Below are 13,889 nucleotides of genomic sequence, written 5' to 3'. Positions count from 1 at the left end.
CAGAGGTCGCCATGGAAACCGAACAGTTCGAATCGCTGATGATGTATGTGCTGGTCAGCGGTCTGATGATTTTCATGGCCTTCATCATCTGGGACCTGGCGAAGAAATCCAAAGCGGGCCGGCTCGGCACCGCCATTCTGTTCCTCACCCTCGGCCTGTGCCTGTTCGCCTTTGCCGCCAAACCGGTGATCACCTACATCATCGAAGTCGCCCGCGGCATCGGCTGAGCGCCTCGCCGCCCCCCACTCCCTAGGCCGCCTCGGTCCCGAGCGCGGCATCTTGCGTTTTTCAGGAGATTCTATGAACGCCGCCGACCGCGTGATGCAGAGCTATGGACGCTGCTGCGCAAGCCCGGACTTTTTCGACAGTTTCTACCGCCACTTTCTCGCGAGCTCGCCGCAGATCCGCGAGAAGTTCGCCAATACCGACATGACCGGGCAGAAACAGTTGCTGCGCCAAGGCATCCTCAACCTGGTGATGCATGCCCGTGGCATGCCCGACACCAAACTGCGCGCACTGGGTGCCAGCCATTCACGCGCGGGCCTGGATATCCGTCCGGAGCTCTATGAGCTGTGGCAGGACGCCCTGCTGCTGACCATCGGCGAGCATGATGGGCAGTGCTGCGGCGAAACCCGCCAAGCCTGGCGCGAGGTGCTGGGCAAGGGCATCGCCATCATCAAGGCGGGCTACTGATCAATCGAGCCGGGCCGGCACCTCACGCCACTGCCCAGGCGCCAACCCCTCCAGACGCCACGGGCCGATCGCCACGCGCACCAGGCGCAGGGTCGGCAGGCCCACCGCCGCGGTCATGCGCCGCACCTGGCGGTTGCGCCCCTCGCGAATCACCAACTCCAGCCAGGCGGTCGGCACGCTCTTGCGAAAGCGCACCGGCGGGTTGCGCGGCCACAGCTGCGGCTCGTCCAGCCGCCGCGCCTCGGCCGGCAGGGTCGGGCCATCGTTGAGCTGAACGCCGTCGCGCAGGGCCTGCAGCTGCTCGGCCGTCGGCTCGCCTTCCACCTGCACCCAGTAGGTCTTGGCCAGCTTGTGCCTGGGGTCGGCGATGCGCGCCTGCAGCCGGCCGTCGTTGGTCAGCAGCAATAAGCCTTCGCTGTCGCGGTCCAGGCGCCCGGCCGGATAGACCCCGGGGACCGCGACGAAGTCCTTGAGGGTGGCGCGGCCCTGCTCGTCGTGGAATTGGGTCAACACGTCGAACGGCTTGTTCAGCAGGATCAGCCGCGGCTCGCTCGGCGGCGCCTTGGCCACGCGACGCGCAGCAGGCTGGCCGGACGGACGGCGATGGACGGCGGAACGGGGCGGGCGCGACATGGGGCTTCCACAGGCGATGAACGGGAGGCGCAGTGTAACCGACGACCCTGCCCCATCATCACCGGCAGTGATCCAAGCGCCGGCTCCACGGCGTTCGGCCCGTTGCCGGAGTTGGACGTGAAACCCACCGAGCGGGTCAACGCGGCCGGCATCGGCGGTCTCGGCCACCTGGTCCTGCGACGTCACCGCCTTCACCTCCTGATCCCCCGCTCACCCAAGACCACAGATGATTCATGCCATGAACTACCCGGTCGAGTCTCCCGGCGCCGCCGACCTGCCCCGCCTGCTCGAGGTCTGGGAAGCAGCGGTACGCGCCACTCATGACTTCCTCGACGAGCAGGATATCCAGCTGCTCAAGCCGCTCCTGCTCGATCAGTACTTCCCTCAGGTACGGCTCAGCTGCATACGCGGCGGAGACGCCAGGGTGGCAGGCTTTCTCGGCTATGCCGATGGCAAGGTGGAGATGCTGTTCGTCGACCCGCTCGTCCACGGCACAGGCATCGGCCGGCGCCTGCTCGGCGACGCCATCGAACGCCTGGGCGCGACCCGGGTGGATGTCAACGAGCAGAACCCCAAGGCACTGGGCTTCTATCTCAGCCAGGGCTTCGCGATCGAGCGCCGCTCACCGCTGGATGGCGATGGGCGGCCCTTCCCGATACTCCATCTGCGCCTGAGCTGACGCCGGCCTGCCCCTAGCGGAACGGCGGCTCGTCGAAGCTGCGCAGCTTGCGCGAGTGCAACGAGTTGAGCTGGCCGCGCAGCAGGTCCAGCGCGGCGATACCGATATGCAGGTGCTGGGTCACCGCCCGCTCGTAGAAGGCCCCGGCCGCCCCCGGCAACTTGAGCTCGCTGTGCAGCGGCTTGTCCGACACGCACAGCAGGGTGCCGTAGGGCACCCGCAGGCGGTAGCCCTGGGCCGCCACCGTGCCGCTTTCCATGTCCACCGCCACCGCCCGCGACAAGTTGATCAGCGGTCGCTCCTGGGCCCAGCGCAGCTCCCAGTTGCGGTCGTCGTAGGTCAGCACGGTGCCGGTGCGCAGGCGCTTCTTCAGCTCGTCGCCCTGCTCGCCGGTGACCTGCCGGGCCGCCTCCTGCAGCGCCTGCTGCACCTCGGCCAGGGCCGGCAGCGGAATGTTCGGCGGCAGCACCCGGTCGAGGATGCCGTCGCGGCGCATGTAGGCATGGGCCAGCACGTAGTCGCCGATGGTCTGCGACTGGCGCAGGCCGCCGCAGTGGCCGATCATCAGCCAGCAGTGCGGGCGCAGCACCGCCAGATGGTCGGTGATGTTCTTGGCGTTGGACGGGCCGACGCCGATATTGACCAGGGTGATGCCGTCGCCGTCGGCCGCCTGCAGGTGGTAGGCCGGCATCTGGTAGCGGTGCCAGACCACCGTCTCGATGATCGCCTGCATCTCGCCCTCGGCCATGCCGCGCTCGATCACCACGTTGCCCGGCAGCACCATGCGCACGAAGCGCGACTCGCCCACCAGCATGTCCAGGCCGTGGCGGATGAACTGGTCGACGTAGCGGTGGTAGTTGGTCAGCAGTATCCACGGCTGCACGTGGCGCCAGTCGCTGCCGGTGTAATGCACCAGGCGGCGCAGGGAGAAATCGGTGCGCGCGGCATCGAACAGCGCCAGCGGTAGTGGCTCGATGTTCTCCCAGTCATACAGGCCGTCGGCGGTGCCGTCGCTGGCGGCCGACAGGTCGGTGCTGGGGAACACCCGTGCCAGCTCGGCGGCGGTCACCCCGGTGCCGGCCAGCTCGTCGCCCTGCTCGACCACATAGGGATAGGGGATGTTCTGCAGGCTGGTGCCCACCTCCACCCGCACGGTGAAGTCCTGCATCAGCGGGCGCAGCTGCTCCAGCAGGTATTTGCGGAAGGCCGCCGGGTGGGTCACGGTGACGCTGTAGGTGCCGGGCACCTGCACCTTGGCGTAGGCGCGCACGGTGGCCGGCACCTCGCCCTGGCCCTGATAGGTCAGGCGCAACTCCGGGTAGCGGAACTGTCGATGCTGCTCGGCGTCCGGCTTGATGCGTTCCTTGAGATAGCCCTTGAGCGCCCGGCTCAGGGCGCCGGTGGCGTGCTCGTGCAGGGCGGCGAGACGATCGACCGCCTCCTCTGCGGTATGCGCGACGACGAAGTCTTCGGAACTGCTGCTCACGGCTAAGCTTCCTGGCTGAACTCAGGCCCCTATCTTGCCCGCATCGACGCGCCTTGGCATAGCGCGGCGTGCTCAGCGCAGCAGGCGCGCGAGATCGGCCGGCAGCGGCTGCGACGTCAGGGCGCCGACCCGCCGGGTGCCGGGGTTGCCCAGGGGATAGAGGCCGAACAGCGACCCCAGGCTGCCGGGCAGGCGCAGCAGTTGCGCGACGAGCTCGGCCCAGTCGCGCCGACGCCAGGCCCAGGCCAGCAGCCACAGGTGGCTGCGCAGATGATCGACGAAGGCCGGCTGGGCGAGGATATGGGCGCGCTCCAGGTGCCGCAGTTCACCACGGACATCCCCGGCCGCCCGTTGCCGGCGGGCCAGTCGGTACTCGTCGAGGAAGGCTTGCTGGCGGGTCATGGCGCGTTCTCCAGACTGGATGAGCCGCCAGCCTGCAACCCCGGGGTGGCCCCCTGGTCAACCCCCGGAGCGCTGCCTGGCTGCACGAAGCGCGCACTGGCCTGGGCACAAGGCCGCCCATGGCAGTCACGCAGCGTGGCATCGGCGAGCACCGCCCGCCCCTCGCGCCGCAACAGGCGGGCCTCGACACTCAGCGGCAGCACCTGCGCCTCGATCGGTCGCAGGTAGGTCACCTCGAGTCTGGCCGTGACATGGGCGACGTCCGGCTCGGCTGCCGAGTAGACGGCCAAACCCAGCGCGGCGTCGAACAGGGTGGCGGTGTAGCCACCGTGCACCGTCCCCAGGGGATTGAAGTGCTCGGCCATCGGTCGTGCGGCAAAGCGCGTCCAGCCGGCCTCGGCCTGCAAGGCCGAGATGCCATAGGCTCGACCCGCGCCGCCGCCAAGCCAGTCGTGCAGGCGCTGGAAGATACTGGCCTCGCCTTCCATGGCCCTAGACCAAGTGCGGCGTACTGCGCGCCAGCAGCGCAGCCATGTCCAGGCCGCGCGGCAGGGTGCCGTAGACCCGCCCGCCCGCGCCCAGGCGGCTGGCGATAAAGGCATCGGACACCGTCGCATTGCCGGCCTCCAGCAGCAGCTTGGCCTGCAGTGCCAGGGCTACGTCCTCGGTCAGCTGGCGAGCGCGGTACTGGATCTCGGCGGTGTCGGCGAAGTCCGCCTGCAGGCGCTGGATGTGCGCCTTGAGCCGGGCGTTGCCATGGCCGTCGCCGAGTTCGGCGAACAAGGCATCGAGCACGCCCGGCTCCTTGGCCAGGGCGCGCAGCACGTCCAGGCACTGCACGTTGCCCGAACCCTCCCAGGTCGAGTTGACCGGCGCCTCGCGGTACAGCCGCGGCAGGATGCTGTCCTCGACGTAGCCGGCGCCGCCCATGCATTCGGCGGCCTCGTTGATCATCGCCGGCGCGCGCTTGCAGATCCAGTACTTGCCCACCGCGGTAACCAGGCGGGCGAACTTGCCCTCCTGCTCGTCCTGGGGATGGTCCAGGGCCCGGCCCATGCGCATCGTCAGGGCCAGGGCCGCCTCGCTCTCCAGGGCCAGGTCGGCCAGCACGTTCTGCATCAAAGGCTGCTCGGCCAGCAGCCGCCCGCCGACCTGGCGATGGGCACAGTGGTGCGCGGCCTGGGTCAGGGCCTGACGCATCAGGGCGCCGGAGCCGATCATGCAGTCGAAGCGGGTCAGCGCCACCATCTCGATGATGGTCGGCACGCCGCGCCCCTCCTCGCCCACCATCCAGGCCAGGGCGCCGCGGTACTCCACCTCGCTGGAGGCGTTCGACCAGTTGCCCAGCTTGTTCTTCAGGCGCTGGATATAGAACGCGTTGCGCGTGCCGTCCGGGCGGTGGCGCGGCAGCAGGAAGCAGGACAGGCCCTTGTCGCTGTAGGCCAGGGTGAGGAAGGCGTCGCACATCGGCGCCGAGCAGAACCACTTGTGCCCGACCAGTTCGTAGGCCTGCCCCGGGCCCGTGGCGCCGACCGGGTAGGCGCGGGTGGTGTTGGCGCGCACGTCGGTGCCGCCCTGCTTCTCGGTCATGGCCATGCCGATGGTGGCGCCGCTCTTCTGCTCCATCGGCACGTTGCGCGGATCGTACTGGGTGGCGAGGATCTTCGGCAGCCACCGTTCGGCGATGTCCGGCTGCAGTTTGAGCACCGGTACGCTGGCGAAGGTCATGGTCAGCGGGCAGCCGCTGCCGGCCTCGGCCTGGCTGTGCAGGTAGCTCATAGCCGCGCGCGCCACCTGGGCGCCGGGACGCGGATCGGTCCAGGGCAGGGAGGGGATGCCGTGCTCGATGGCCGCGGCCATCAGCTGGTGATAGGCCGGATGGAACTCCACCAGGTCGAGACGATGGCCGTAGCGGTCATGGCTCTTGAACACCGGCTTGTTCTCGTTGGCCAGGAAGCCGGCGGCCATCAGCTCGCCGCCGGCCAGGGCGCCGTAGGCGTCGATCCGCGCCTCGGCCCAGTCGCCCTGGTAGCGCCGCGTCCACTCCTGCAGCGGCAGGTCGAGGCGGTAGAGGTTGGCGCCATCCAGCGGCGGCACCTGGTTGAACACCTCGTGGGTTTCGGCGAGCAGGTTCGGCTTCATGGCTGGGGCTCCTCGGCGCCGAGGGCGCGCAGGCAGAAGGTGATCAGGCTCTGGCTGACGTCGCTCAGATCCTGGGAGAGGTATCCGGCCTCGCGGGCGGCGCGGGCAGGCGGAGACAGGGGACCGACCAGGGACTCGGCGATGGCACCGACCAGACAGGCGGCGACCAGGCCGCTGTGCGGCACCCGGAACTCGCCCGCGGCGACGCCCTCCTCCAGCAGCTCGACGAACAGCTCGGCATAGGCCTCGCGGTACAGCAGGCGCTGCTCGTCGACCTGGGGGTCGACCGGCTCGGCGATCAGGGCGAAGGCCAGCCGTCGACTGTTCCAGGCCCGGGCGGCGAACTGACCCAGGCCGGCGGCCAGGCGCGCGCGCGGACGACCGGAGGCCCGCAGGACCGCAGCCAGGGCCTCCACCTCGCGCTGGCTGGCGTCGGCGAACACCTCGGCCGCCAGTTCGCCCTTGCTGCGGAAGTGGCGGTACAGACTGCCGGTGGCGATGCCGACATCCTCGGCCAGCGCCTGCATGGTCAGGGCCGCGAAGCCCCCTTCCGTGACCCGCGCCAGGGCGCAGGCGAGAATGCGCTCGCGCAGTTCCTGGTCGCGATCGAGGCGCTGCGCGCCCGAGTGCTGAGACATGGCCTGAATCCCGATTCACTTCGTTTCAGTGAATCAGGATTCAGGTCGGGGAAAAAGCGGGATTTACGGCAGATCGGCCGGCAAAAGCGTCAGGACGGCGGCGGACACTCGGCTTCCAGCGCACGGCTCAGGACCCACTCGTGCAGCAACACGCGCAACTCCTCGAACTTCACCGGCTTGGCCAGGTAGTCGTTCATCCCGGCCGCCAGGCAGCGCTCGCGGTCGCCGCTGTGACTGTGGGCGGTGATCGCCAGCACCGGCAGCTCGGCGCAGCCGGGGAAGGTGCGCAAGGCCCGACAGGTGGCGAAACCGTCCATCACCGGCATCTGGCAATCCAGCAGGACCGCGTCGACTGCCTCTCGGCGCAATAGCTCGAGCGCCTCGGCGCCGTTATCGGCGGTGCGCACCTGGTAGCCGAGCTTGAGCAACATGCCGCGGGTCACCAACTGGTTGATGGCGTTGTCCTCGACCACCAATACGGTGCATTGCGCGGGGTGGCGCAGGGCCTGGGTGTTGACCCGCCGCACCGGCGCGGGACGAGCGGCGCTCTGCGCCGGCAGGGCCAGGCTCAGGCCGAGCCGGAAGCGACTGCCCTGGCCGGGCTGCGATTCGTGCTGCAGGCTGCCGCCGAGCAGCTCGACCAGCTGGCGGCTGATCGCCAGGCCGATGCCCAGACCGCCGTGGGCGCGGGTCATGGAGCCGTCCACCTGGCGGAAGTGTTGATACAGCGCCGTGCCCTGCTGAGCGTTGAAACCCACGCCGGTGTCGCACACCTCGATGCAGAGCGGCAGGCCCTCGTCCTGGCCGCCACCACGCGCGACCCGCAGGGTGACCGCGCCCCGGGCGGTGAACTTGATCGCGTTGTCCAGCAGGTAGCCGAGACTCTGCGCCAGCTTGCCGGCATCCCCCTCCAGGGTATCGGGCAGGCTCTCGTCCAGCTCCAGGACGAAGCGCAGGCCCTTGTCCTCGGCCTGCGGCGCGTACTGAGTCAGCAGCCCGTCGAACAGCCCGCGCAGGCTGAACGGCTCGCAGCGCGGGTAGAGCTTGCCGGCCTGCAGTTCGGTCAGGGCGAGGATGTCGTTGACCATGCGCATCATGTCGCGTGCCGAGCCGGCCGCGGTCTTCTGGTACTGGGCCAGTTCGACGTCCATCTTCAGCGTCTGCATCAGCTCCAGGGAGCCGATCACCCCGTTCATCGGGGTTCGCAGCTCATGGGTGACGGTGGCGAGGAACTCGTCCTTGAGCCGGTTGCTGTTGGCCAGCTCCTGGTTGAGGGCCTCCAGGTTGCGTCCGCTTTCCTGGAGGATGCGTGTGCGCTCCTCCTTCATCGCGTTGATCCGGTCGGCCAGGGCCAGGGACAGCAGGCCGACCTCCAGGGCCGAGCCGATCTGGCTGGCGTACATGGTCAGGAAGACGTTGGGCAGGTAACCGAGCACCATCAGGGTATTGATCACCCCGCCGGCCAGGAAGGCCGTCCAGGCGATGATGAAATAACGTGCCACGCGCAGGCCGCGCAGCCAGGCTATGAGCCCGGCGGCGAAGATCAGCACGGTGAACAGCAGCGCCAGGTAGGTGGCCAGGCGCAGGGCCAGGGCATAGCTGGCGGTCAGCGCCAGAACCATCACCACGCCGCCGGCCGCCATCGTCAGCAGCAGGCAGCGGTCGACCCAGGGGCTGTGCTCGCCGGTGTGCAGGAAACTGCGGGCGAACTGGCAGCCGAACAACGCCGCCGCACCGATCAGGAAGGGGGTCGCGGCATTCGCCCACCAGGGGCTGTTGGGCCAGAAATACTCGATGCCGGCGCCGTTCACCGAGACCTGGTAGAGGCCGAACGAGGCGATATAGAGGATGTAGTAGAGGTAGCTGGTGTCGCGAACGCTGAGATAGATGAACAGGTTGTAGACCAACATCACCAGCAGCACGCCGTAGATGATGCCGAGCACATAGATGCGTCCCGGCTGCTCCTCCATGTAGGCGGTCGGCGACCAGAGGGTCAGCGGCGCCTGGATCGAGCCCTGGCTCTGCAGCCGCAGATAGAGGCGCCGCGGCTGATCCGGCTGCAACTGGAGCTCGAACAGGTAGTTGTTCTGCTTGATCTGCCGGCTGGCGAACGGCAAGGCGTCGCCGGTCCTCTGGGTCAGGCGATAACCGCCCTGGCCGTCGTCCAGATAGAGTTCCAGATGGTCCAGCGGCGGGTAGGCCAACTCCAGCAGCCAATTGTGCGCGCCCTGCGCCTGCTGCGGGCGGTACTCCAGATCCAGCCGCAGCCAGAATACCGAGCGCGAATAGCCGGCATTGAGCACCGCCTTGTCGTGGCGGCGGAAACTGCCCTGCAGCGCCGCCGAGCTGACTTCCGCGATGGTCGCATCGCCGCGCACGTCCTCGAAAACATACACGGCCTGGCCGAGCGGCAGTGCGCGGGTGTGCTCGTCGAACTCCACGGCACCGGAAAACAACGGCCAAAGCACGAGCAGGAGGGTCAGGATGTAGCGCATGGGGCCCCATAAAGGCTGTGTCGAAATCCGCCGGAGAGCCCACCCCGCTGTGGTGCCGCCTCGCATGGCACGATTGTTCTAGTGCGCCTCACTTTAGCACAGCACCTACGCGCCATGCCCGGGTCGGCACGACGGTTCTCTGGCGGGGTCGGCCCGCTCGCTTGCGGCGCCCTGCCACGGCCCAAGCCGGCCGAATAATGCTAAGCTCGCGCACCATGAAAACACCCTGCTCTCGCCCCGTAGTGCTCTGCCTGTCCGGCCACGACCCCAGTGGCGGCGCCGGCCTGCAAGCCGACATCGAAGCCCTGCTCGCGCAGGGCTGCCATGCCGCCCCGACCGTCACCGCGCTGACCGTACAAGACACGGTCGATGTGGCCGACTTCCGCGTGCTCGACCGCGACTGGGTCCTGGCCCAAGCCCGGGCGGTGCTCGCCGACCTGCCGGTGGCCGCAATCAAGCTGGGCATGCTCGGCTCGGTGGAGATGGTCGACACCGTCGTCCAGCTGCGCCAGCAACTGCCCGACGTACCCCTGGTCTGCGACCCCGTGCTGCGCGCCGGCGGCGGCGGCGCCCTGGGCAAGGACGAGGTCGGCTACGCCATGCGCGAGCGTTTGCTGCCGCTGGCGACCATCGCCACGCCCAACCTGCCGGAAGCGCGCATCCTCGCCGAACTGCCCGACGGCAGCGCCGACCAGTGCGCCGAGAGGCTGCTGCCCTATGTCCGCCACCTGCTGATCACCGGCGGCCACGGCGACGAGCATGAGGTGCACAATCGCCTGTACGGCCGCGACGGCAGCCGCCACAGCTTCACCTGCCAGCGCCTGCCCGGCAGCTACCACGGCTCCGGCTGCACCCTGGCCAGCGCCCTGGCCGGACGCCTGGCCCTGGGCGAAGAGTTGGTCAGCGCCGTGCGCTCGGCCCTGGACTACACCTGGCGCACCCTGCGCGACGCCGAACAGCCCGGCCACGGCCAGCATATCCCCCGTCGCCTGCCACTGGACGCCTGTTGAAGGAGAGCGAGCCATGACCACCCTACGCGGTCTCTATGCCATCACCGACAGCCAGCTGCTGGCCGGCGGCAAGCTACTGCCCTATGTCGAGGCGGCGCTGAACGGCGGCGCCCGCCTGCTGCAGTATCGCGACAAGTCGAGCGACGACGCCCTTCACCAGCGTGAGGCCGAGGCCCTGCTCAAGCTGTGCGAGCGCTACGGTGCGGCGCTGATCATCAACGACGATGCCGAGCTGGCCGCACGCCTGGGCGTCGGCGTACACCTGGGCCAGAGCGACGGCTCCTTGGCCGCCGCCCGCGCCCTGCTCGGCCCCCAGGCGATCATCGGCGGCACCTGCCACGCCCGCTTCGGCCTGGCCCAGCAGGCGGCCAAGGAAGGCGCCAGCTACGTCGCCTTCGGCCGCTTCTTCGAGTCCCATACCAAGCCTGGCGCGCCGGGCGCCACGGTCGAGCTGCTGGACCAGGCCAAGAGCCATCTGCAGCTGCCGGTGGTCGCCATCGGCGGCGTGACCCTGGAAAACGCCGCGCCACTGATCGCTCACGGCGCCGACATGCTCGCGGTGGTCCACGCCCTGTTCGCCGCCGACTCGGCCGCCGAGGTCGAGCGCCGCGCCCGCGCCTTCGGTGCCCTGTTCGCCCAAGACTGACCGCTTTCCCGGGCGAGCCGACTCGCCCCGCTACGCATATTGAGAGGCCCCATGTCCCGTTCCGAAATCCTGTTCAACAATGCCCAGAAGCACATCCCCGGCGGCGTCAATTCCCCGGTGCGCGCCTTCAAGAGCGTCGGCGGCACCCCGCTGTTCTTCAAGCACGCCGAAGGCGCCTACGTCACCGACGAGGACGACAAGCGCTATGTCGACTACGTCGGCTCCTGGGGGCCGATGATCCTCGGCCACAGCCACCCGGACGTGCTCGACGCCGTGCGCCGGCAGCTGGAACACGGCCTGTCCTATGGTGCGCCGACCGCCATGGAAACCGAGATGGCCGAACTGGTGTGCTCGCTGGTGCCGTCCATGGAGATGGTGCGCATGGTCAGCTCCGGCACCGAGGCGACCATGAGCGCCATCCGTTTGGCCCGCGGTTTCACCGGCCGCGACAGCATCATCAAGTTCGAGGGCTGCTACCACGGTCACTCCGACAGCCTGCTGGTCAAGGCCGGCTCCGGCGCCCTGACCCAGGGCGTGCCGAGCTCGGCCGGGGTGCCGGCGGCCTTCGCCCGGCACACCCTGACCCTGCCGTTCAACGATCTGCCGGCGGTCGAGCGCATGCTCGCCGAGGTCGGTCAGGAGGTGGCGTGCATCATCGTCGAGCCGGTGGCCGGCAACATGAACTGCGTGCCGCCGGCACCGGGCTTCCTCGAAGGCCTGCGCGAGCAGTGCGACCAGCATGGCGTGGTGCTGATCTTCGATGAGGTAATGACCGGCTTTCGCGTCGCCCTCGGCGGCGCCCAGGCCCACTACGGCGTGACCCCGGACCTGTCCACCTTCGGCAAGATCATCGGCGGCGGCATGCCGGTCGGCTGCTTCGGCGGCAAGCGTGCCATCATGCAGTGCATCGCCCCGCTCGGCCCGGTCTACCAGGCCGGCACCCTGTCCGGCAACCCGCTGGCGATGGCCGCCGGCCTGACCACCCTGAAGCTGATCGGCCGCCCCGGCTTCCACGCCGAGCTGGCCGACTACACCCGCCGCATGCTGGCCGGCCTGAGCGAGCGCGCCGAGGCCGCCGGCATCCCCTTCGTCACCACCCAGGCCGGCGGCATGTTCGGCCTGTATTTCAGCGAAGGCGAGGCCATCGTCACCTTCGACGACGTGATGGCCAGCGATGCGGCACGCTTCAAGCGCTTCTTCCACCTGATGCTGGAGGGCGGCGTCTACCTGGCGCCGAGCGCCTTCGAGGCCGGCTTCACCTCCATCGCCCACGGTGAGACCGAGCTGGCGATCACCCTGGACGCCGCCGAGCGTGCCTTCGAACAACTGAAGAAGGCCTGATGCACTACGGCGAAGCCTTGTTGGCGCTGGCCTGCCTGGCGTGCGCCATCGTCATCGGCAGGGCCCGCAGGCGCTATGGCGAAGGCGATCAACCGACGCTGTTCTGCGCCCTGCTGGGTTTTGCCCTGCCGGCTGCTGCGGCCGCTGTCGGGACCCTGCCCGCCGGCCCAGGCCCGGACGGGCAGGCCGCCCAGCTGTGGCTGAGCCAGGCCAGCACGTTCCTCGGCCTGCCGCTGCTCGGCGCCGCCGCCCTGGCCCTGGGCCGCGGCTGGAGCTGGAGCAGGCCCAACTGGGGCCGTGGGCTGCTGGGCCTGTGCGCCTTCTTCGAGCTGTTCCGGCAGATGAACCTGCTCGACGATTATCGCCTGCTGCTCAGCCTGGCGACCCCGCTGCTGATGCTCTATGCCGGCGCCGTGCAGTGGCCGCGGCGCCAACCGCCGCTGATCGCGTCCGGGGCCGCCGGCCTGTTCCTGCTGGCCGGTCTCGCGGCCGAACCGCTGCGCCGGCTCGAATTGCTGCAGCTGCTGCTGGCGCCGGCCTATGGCCTGGCGGCCTGGTTGCTCCTGGCACTGCCCGGCAGCGCCAAGTGCCCAGAAAAGCCGGTAAAGACTTTGTAAGATCGCCATGGCTTATTTCATAATGTGACGGCCGACGCGTTTCGTCGGCCGGGCCCCAGGCCCGCCCCGCACCCTGAGGTAAACGGATTTCCATGAACCGCACCGGCCGCACCCTGACCCTGGGCTGCCTGTTGCTTCTTTTGCCGCTGCTCGCCGATGCCGGCGGCAACTCGCTGCTGATCCCCGCAACCGGCAGCTGCTCGCTGAACGCGGCCCCCACCGAGCTAGCCGATGCCCTGGCCGCCTGCCAGCAAGCGGCGCAGGGCGGCGACGCCCAGGCCGAGTACGAGCTGGGCGAGTTCTATTACGACGGCCAACGGGCGCCACGCGACCTGGCACAGGCCTTGAACTGGTTCGAGCTGGCCTCGCTGCAGGGGCATGCCCAGGCCCAGCACCGCCTGGGCATGATGTTCTTCCGCGGCGAAGGAGTGCCGGCGAACAACGTACAGGCCTACATCGTGCTGAAGATGGCGGCGGTGAACGGTTCGGACGAGGCCATGGACAGCGCCGACCTGGTATCCGAGCAGATGCAGCGCGAAGAACTGGAGATCGCCAGCCAGGTACTGGGGCAGATCTTCCGCAACTACCTGCTGGAACTGCAGACGGCGGAAAGCCCGTCGCCCTTCGCCCCGCTGCCGTAGGGACGGAAGACATCGCGGGCCGCTTCCAGCGGGCGGCTCCGATCGGCAGATCGCAGAGCGGTGGATGCGAACCGCAACATCCACCTTACATGGAACTACTTATCCGGCATCGGCATGGGAAAGGGCATGATATTGCCGCCGCCCTTGGCCTCGCTGATCTTCGGCGTGCCCAGGCGCTCCACCTCGTCGATGCGGATGATCGCGTGCATCGGCACGAAGCTGCGCACCACGCCATCGAACTGGGCCTTGAGCTTCTCCTCGCTGGGGTCGACCACCACCTGGGTACGCTCACCGAAGACGAACTCTTCCACCTCGAGAAAGCCCCACAGATCGCTCTGGAAGATCTGCTTGGCATACATCTCGTAGACCTGACCCTGGTTGAGGAAAATGATCTTGTAGATAGGCTCGCGCTTGCTCATGGCTGGCAGTTCGGACTGAAGGAAAAATGGGGGGCGCAGATCATAGC

General features: G+C 68.7%; 16 protein-coding genes. 8 read left to right on the top strand and 8 right to left on the bottom strand.

The window, feature by feature from the left end; all coding sequences use genetic code 11:
* The first annotated feature begins 11 nt into the window (after window positions 1–11).
* Complete coding sequence (locus ACSX1C_RS19135) at window positions 12–227, top strand: DUF2788 domain-containing protein (protein WP_318643598.1); 216 nt, start codon at window positions 12–14, stop codon at window positions 225–227.
* 73 nt (window positions 228–300) lie between these two features.
* Window positions 301–693 carry a globin gene (locus ACSX1C_RS19130; protein WP_439887436.1) on the top strand — a complete coding sequence of 131 codons (393 nt, stop codon included), beginning with the start codon at window positions 301–303 and terminating at the stop codon, window positions 691–693.
* On the opposite strand, the gene ACSX1C_RS19125 is transcribed toward ACSX1C_RS19130, so the two are convergent.
* Complete coding sequence (locus ACSX1C_RS19125) at window positions 694–1,263, bottom strand: pseudouridine synthase (RefSeq protein ID WP_439889443.1); 570 nt, start codon at window positions 1,261–1,263, stop codon at window positions 694–696.
* Window positions 1,264–1,564: 301 nt separating this feature from the next.
* On the opposite strand from ACSX1C_RS19125, the gene ACSX1C_RS19120 reads away from it, so the two are divergent.
* Window positions 1,565–2,005: a GNAT family N-acetyltransferase gene (locus ACSX1C_RS19120; RefSeq protein ID WP_439887435.1), complete on the top strand. Its 441-nt coding sequence runs from the start codon at window positions 1,565–1,567 to the stop codon at window positions 2,003–2,005.
* 13 nt (window positions 2,006–2,018) lie between these two features.
* Here the strand turns inward: ACSX1C_RS19120 and amn are convergent, their stop codons facing one another.
* The 6 genes from amn to ACSX1C_RS19090 all read right to left on the bottom strand — a co-directional run bounded on the left by amn (window position 2,019) and on the right by ACSX1C_RS19090 (window position 9,168).
* On the bottom strand, window positions 2,019–3,491 hold the full coding sequence (gene amn / locus ACSX1C_RS19115; protein WP_439887434.1) for an AMP nucleosidase: 1,473 nt from the start codon (window positions 3,489–3,491) through the stop codon (window positions 2,019–2,021).
* Window positions 3,492–3,563: 72 nt separating this feature from the next.
* Window positions 3,564–3,893, bottom strand: coding sequence for a DUF3703 domain-containing protein (locus tag ACSX1C_RS19110; protein ID WP_439887433.1), 330 nt, complete (start codon window positions 3,891–3,893; stop codon window positions 3,564–3,566).
* On the bottom strand, window positions 3,890–4,381 hold the full coding sequence (locus ACSX1C_RS19105; RefSeq protein WP_439887432.1) for a PaaI family thioesterase: 492 nt from the start codon (window positions 4,379–4,381) through the stop codon (window positions 3,890–3,892). The genes ACSX1C_RS19110 and ACSX1C_RS19105 overlap by 4 nt, the downstream gene beginning before the upstream one ends.
* Window positions 4,382–4,385: 4 nt before the next feature.
* Entirely contained in the window at window positions 4,386–6,035 is a 1,650-nt protein-coding gene (locus ACSX1C_RS19100; RefSeq protein WP_439887431.1) for an acyl-CoA dehydrogenase family protein, read from the bottom strand.
* Entirely contained in the window at window positions 6,032–6,673 is a 642-nt protein-coding gene (locus ACSX1C_RS19095) for a TetR/AcrR family transcriptional regulator (RefSeq protein WP_439887430.1), read from the bottom strand. Before ACSX1C_RS19095 ends, ACSX1C_RS19100 begins: the two co-directional genes overlap by 4 nt.
* An 89-nt stretch (window positions 6,674–6,762) precedes the next feature.
* A complete protein-coding gene (locus ACSX1C_RS19090; protein WP_439887429.1) occupies window positions 6,763–9,168 on the bottom strand; it encodes a 7TM diverse intracellular signaling domain-containing protein in 2,406 nt (801 codons plus the stop codon).
* A 215-nt stretch (window positions 9,169–9,383) separates the two neighbouring features.
* Between ACSX1C_RS19090 and ACSX1C_RS19085 the strand changes: the two genes are divergently transcribed.
* The 5 genes from ACSX1C_RS19085 to ACSX1C_RS19065 all read left to right on the top strand — a co-directional run bounded on the left by ACSX1C_RS19085 (window position 9,384) and on the right by ACSX1C_RS19065 (window position 13,423).
* Complete coding sequence (locus tag ACSX1C_RS19085; RefSeq protein WP_439887428.1) at window positions 9,384–10,178, top strand: hydroxymethylpyrimidine/phosphomethylpyrimidine kinase; 795 nt, start codon at window positions 9,384–9,386, stop codon at window positions 10,176–10,178.
* Window positions 10,179–10,191: 13 nt separating this feature from the next.
* Window positions 10,192–10,824 carry a thiamine phosphate synthase gene (gene thiE / locus ACSX1C_RS19080; RefSeq protein WP_439887427.1) on the top strand — a complete coding sequence of 211 codons (633 nt, stop codon included), beginning with the start codon at window positions 10,192–10,194 and terminating at the stop codon, window positions 10,822–10,824.
* Window positions 10,825–10,875: 51 nt separating this feature from the next.
* Window positions 10,876–12,165, top strand: a complete 1,290-nt coding sequence (gene hemL / locus ACSX1C_RS19075) for a glutamate-1-semialdehyde 2,1-aminomutase (protein WP_439887426.1) — start codon at window positions 10,876–10,878, stop codon at window positions 12,163–12,165.
* Entirely contained in the window at window positions 12,165–12,782 is a 618-nt protein-coding gene (locus tag ACSX1C_RS19070) for a DUF6962 family protein (RefSeq protein ID WP_439887425.1), read from the top strand. The genes hemL and ACSX1C_RS19070 overlap by 1 nt, the downstream gene beginning before the upstream one ends.
* A 92-nt stretch (window positions 12,783–12,874) precedes the next feature.
* A complete protein-coding gene (locus ACSX1C_RS19065) occupies window positions 12,875–13,423 on the top strand; it encodes a tetratricopeptide repeat protein (protein ID WP_439887424.1) in 549 nt (182 codons plus the stop codon).
* A 95-nt stretch (window positions 13,424–13,518) separates the two neighbouring features.
* Here the strand turns inward: ACSX1C_RS19065 and ACSX1C_RS19060 are convergent, their stop codons facing one another.
* Window positions 13,519–13,842 (bottom strand): DUF1820 family protein, encoded by a 324-nt coding sequence (locus ACSX1C_RS19060; RefSeq protein ID WP_213641408.1) that lies wholly within the window; start codon window positions 13,840–13,842, stop codon window positions 13,519–13,521.
* Window positions 13,843–13,889: the final 47 nt, after the last annotated feature.

It is taken from the genome of Pseudomonas sp. MBLB4123 (assembly GCF_051904775.1).
GTDB lineage: Bacteria > Pseudomonadota > Gammaproteobacteria > Pseudomonadales > Pseudomonadaceae > Aquipseudomonas > Aquipseudomonas benzenivorans_B.
This window is presented reverse-complemented; position numbering and strand designations above follow the sequence as displayed.

Coding starts and splice junctions, on each gene's coding strand:
- ACSX1C_RS19100 (WP_439887431.1), bottom strand. CDS start 6,035: ATGAAGCCGAACCTGCTCGCCGAAACCCACGAGGTGTTCAACCAGGTG.
- ACSX1C_RS19065 (WP_439887424.1), top strand. CDS start 12,875: ATGAACCGCACCGGCCGCACCCTGACCCTGGGCTGCCTGTTGCTTCTT.
- ACSX1C_RS19095 (WP_439887430.1), bottom strand. CDS start 6,673: ATGTCTCAGCACTCGGGCGCGCAGCGCCTCGATCGCGACCAGGAACTG.
- ACSX1C_RS19135 (WP_318643598.1), top strand. CDS start 12: ATGGAAACCGAACAGTTCGAATCGCTGATGATGTATGTGCTGGTCAGC.
- ACSX1C_RS19090 (WP_439887429.1), bottom strand. CDS start 9,168: ATGCGCTACATCCTGACCCTCCTGCTCGTGCTTTGGCCGTTGTTTTCC.
- ACSX1C_RS19105 (WP_439887432.1), bottom strand. CDS start 4,381: ATGGAAGGCGAGGCCAGTATCTTCCAGCGCCTGCACGACTGGCTTGGC.
- hemL (WP_439887426.1), top strand. CDS start 10,876: ATGTCCCGTTCCGAAATCCTGTTCAACAATGCCCAGAAGCACATCCCC.
- ACSX1C_RS19130 (WP_439887436.1), top strand. CDS start 301: ATGAACGCCGCCGACCGCGTGATGCAGAGCTATGGACGCTGCTGCGCA.
- ACSX1C_RS19110 (WP_439887433.1), bottom strand. CDS start 3,893: ATGACCCGCCAGCAAGCCTTCCTCGACGAGTACCGACTGGCCCGCCGG.
- ACSX1C_RS19085 (WP_439887428.1), top strand. CDS start 9,384: ATGAAAACACCCTGCTCTCGCCCCGTAGTGCTCTGCCTGTCCGGCCAC.
- thiE (WP_439887427.1), top strand. CDS start 10,192: ATGACCACCCTACGCGGTCTCTATGCCATCACCGACAGCCAGCTGCTG.
- ACSX1C_RS19060 (WP_213641408.1), bottom strand. CDS start 13,842: ATGAGCAAGCGCGAGCCTATCTACAAGATCATTTTCCTCAACCAGGGT.
- ACSX1C_RS19120 (WP_439887435.1), top strand. CDS start 1,565: ATGAACTACCCGGTCGAGTCTCCCGGCGCCGCCGACCTGCCCCGCCTG.
- ACSX1C_RS19070 (WP_439887425.1), top strand. CDS start 12,165: ATGCACTACGGCGAAGCCTTGTTGGCGCTGGCCTGCCTGGCGTGCGCC.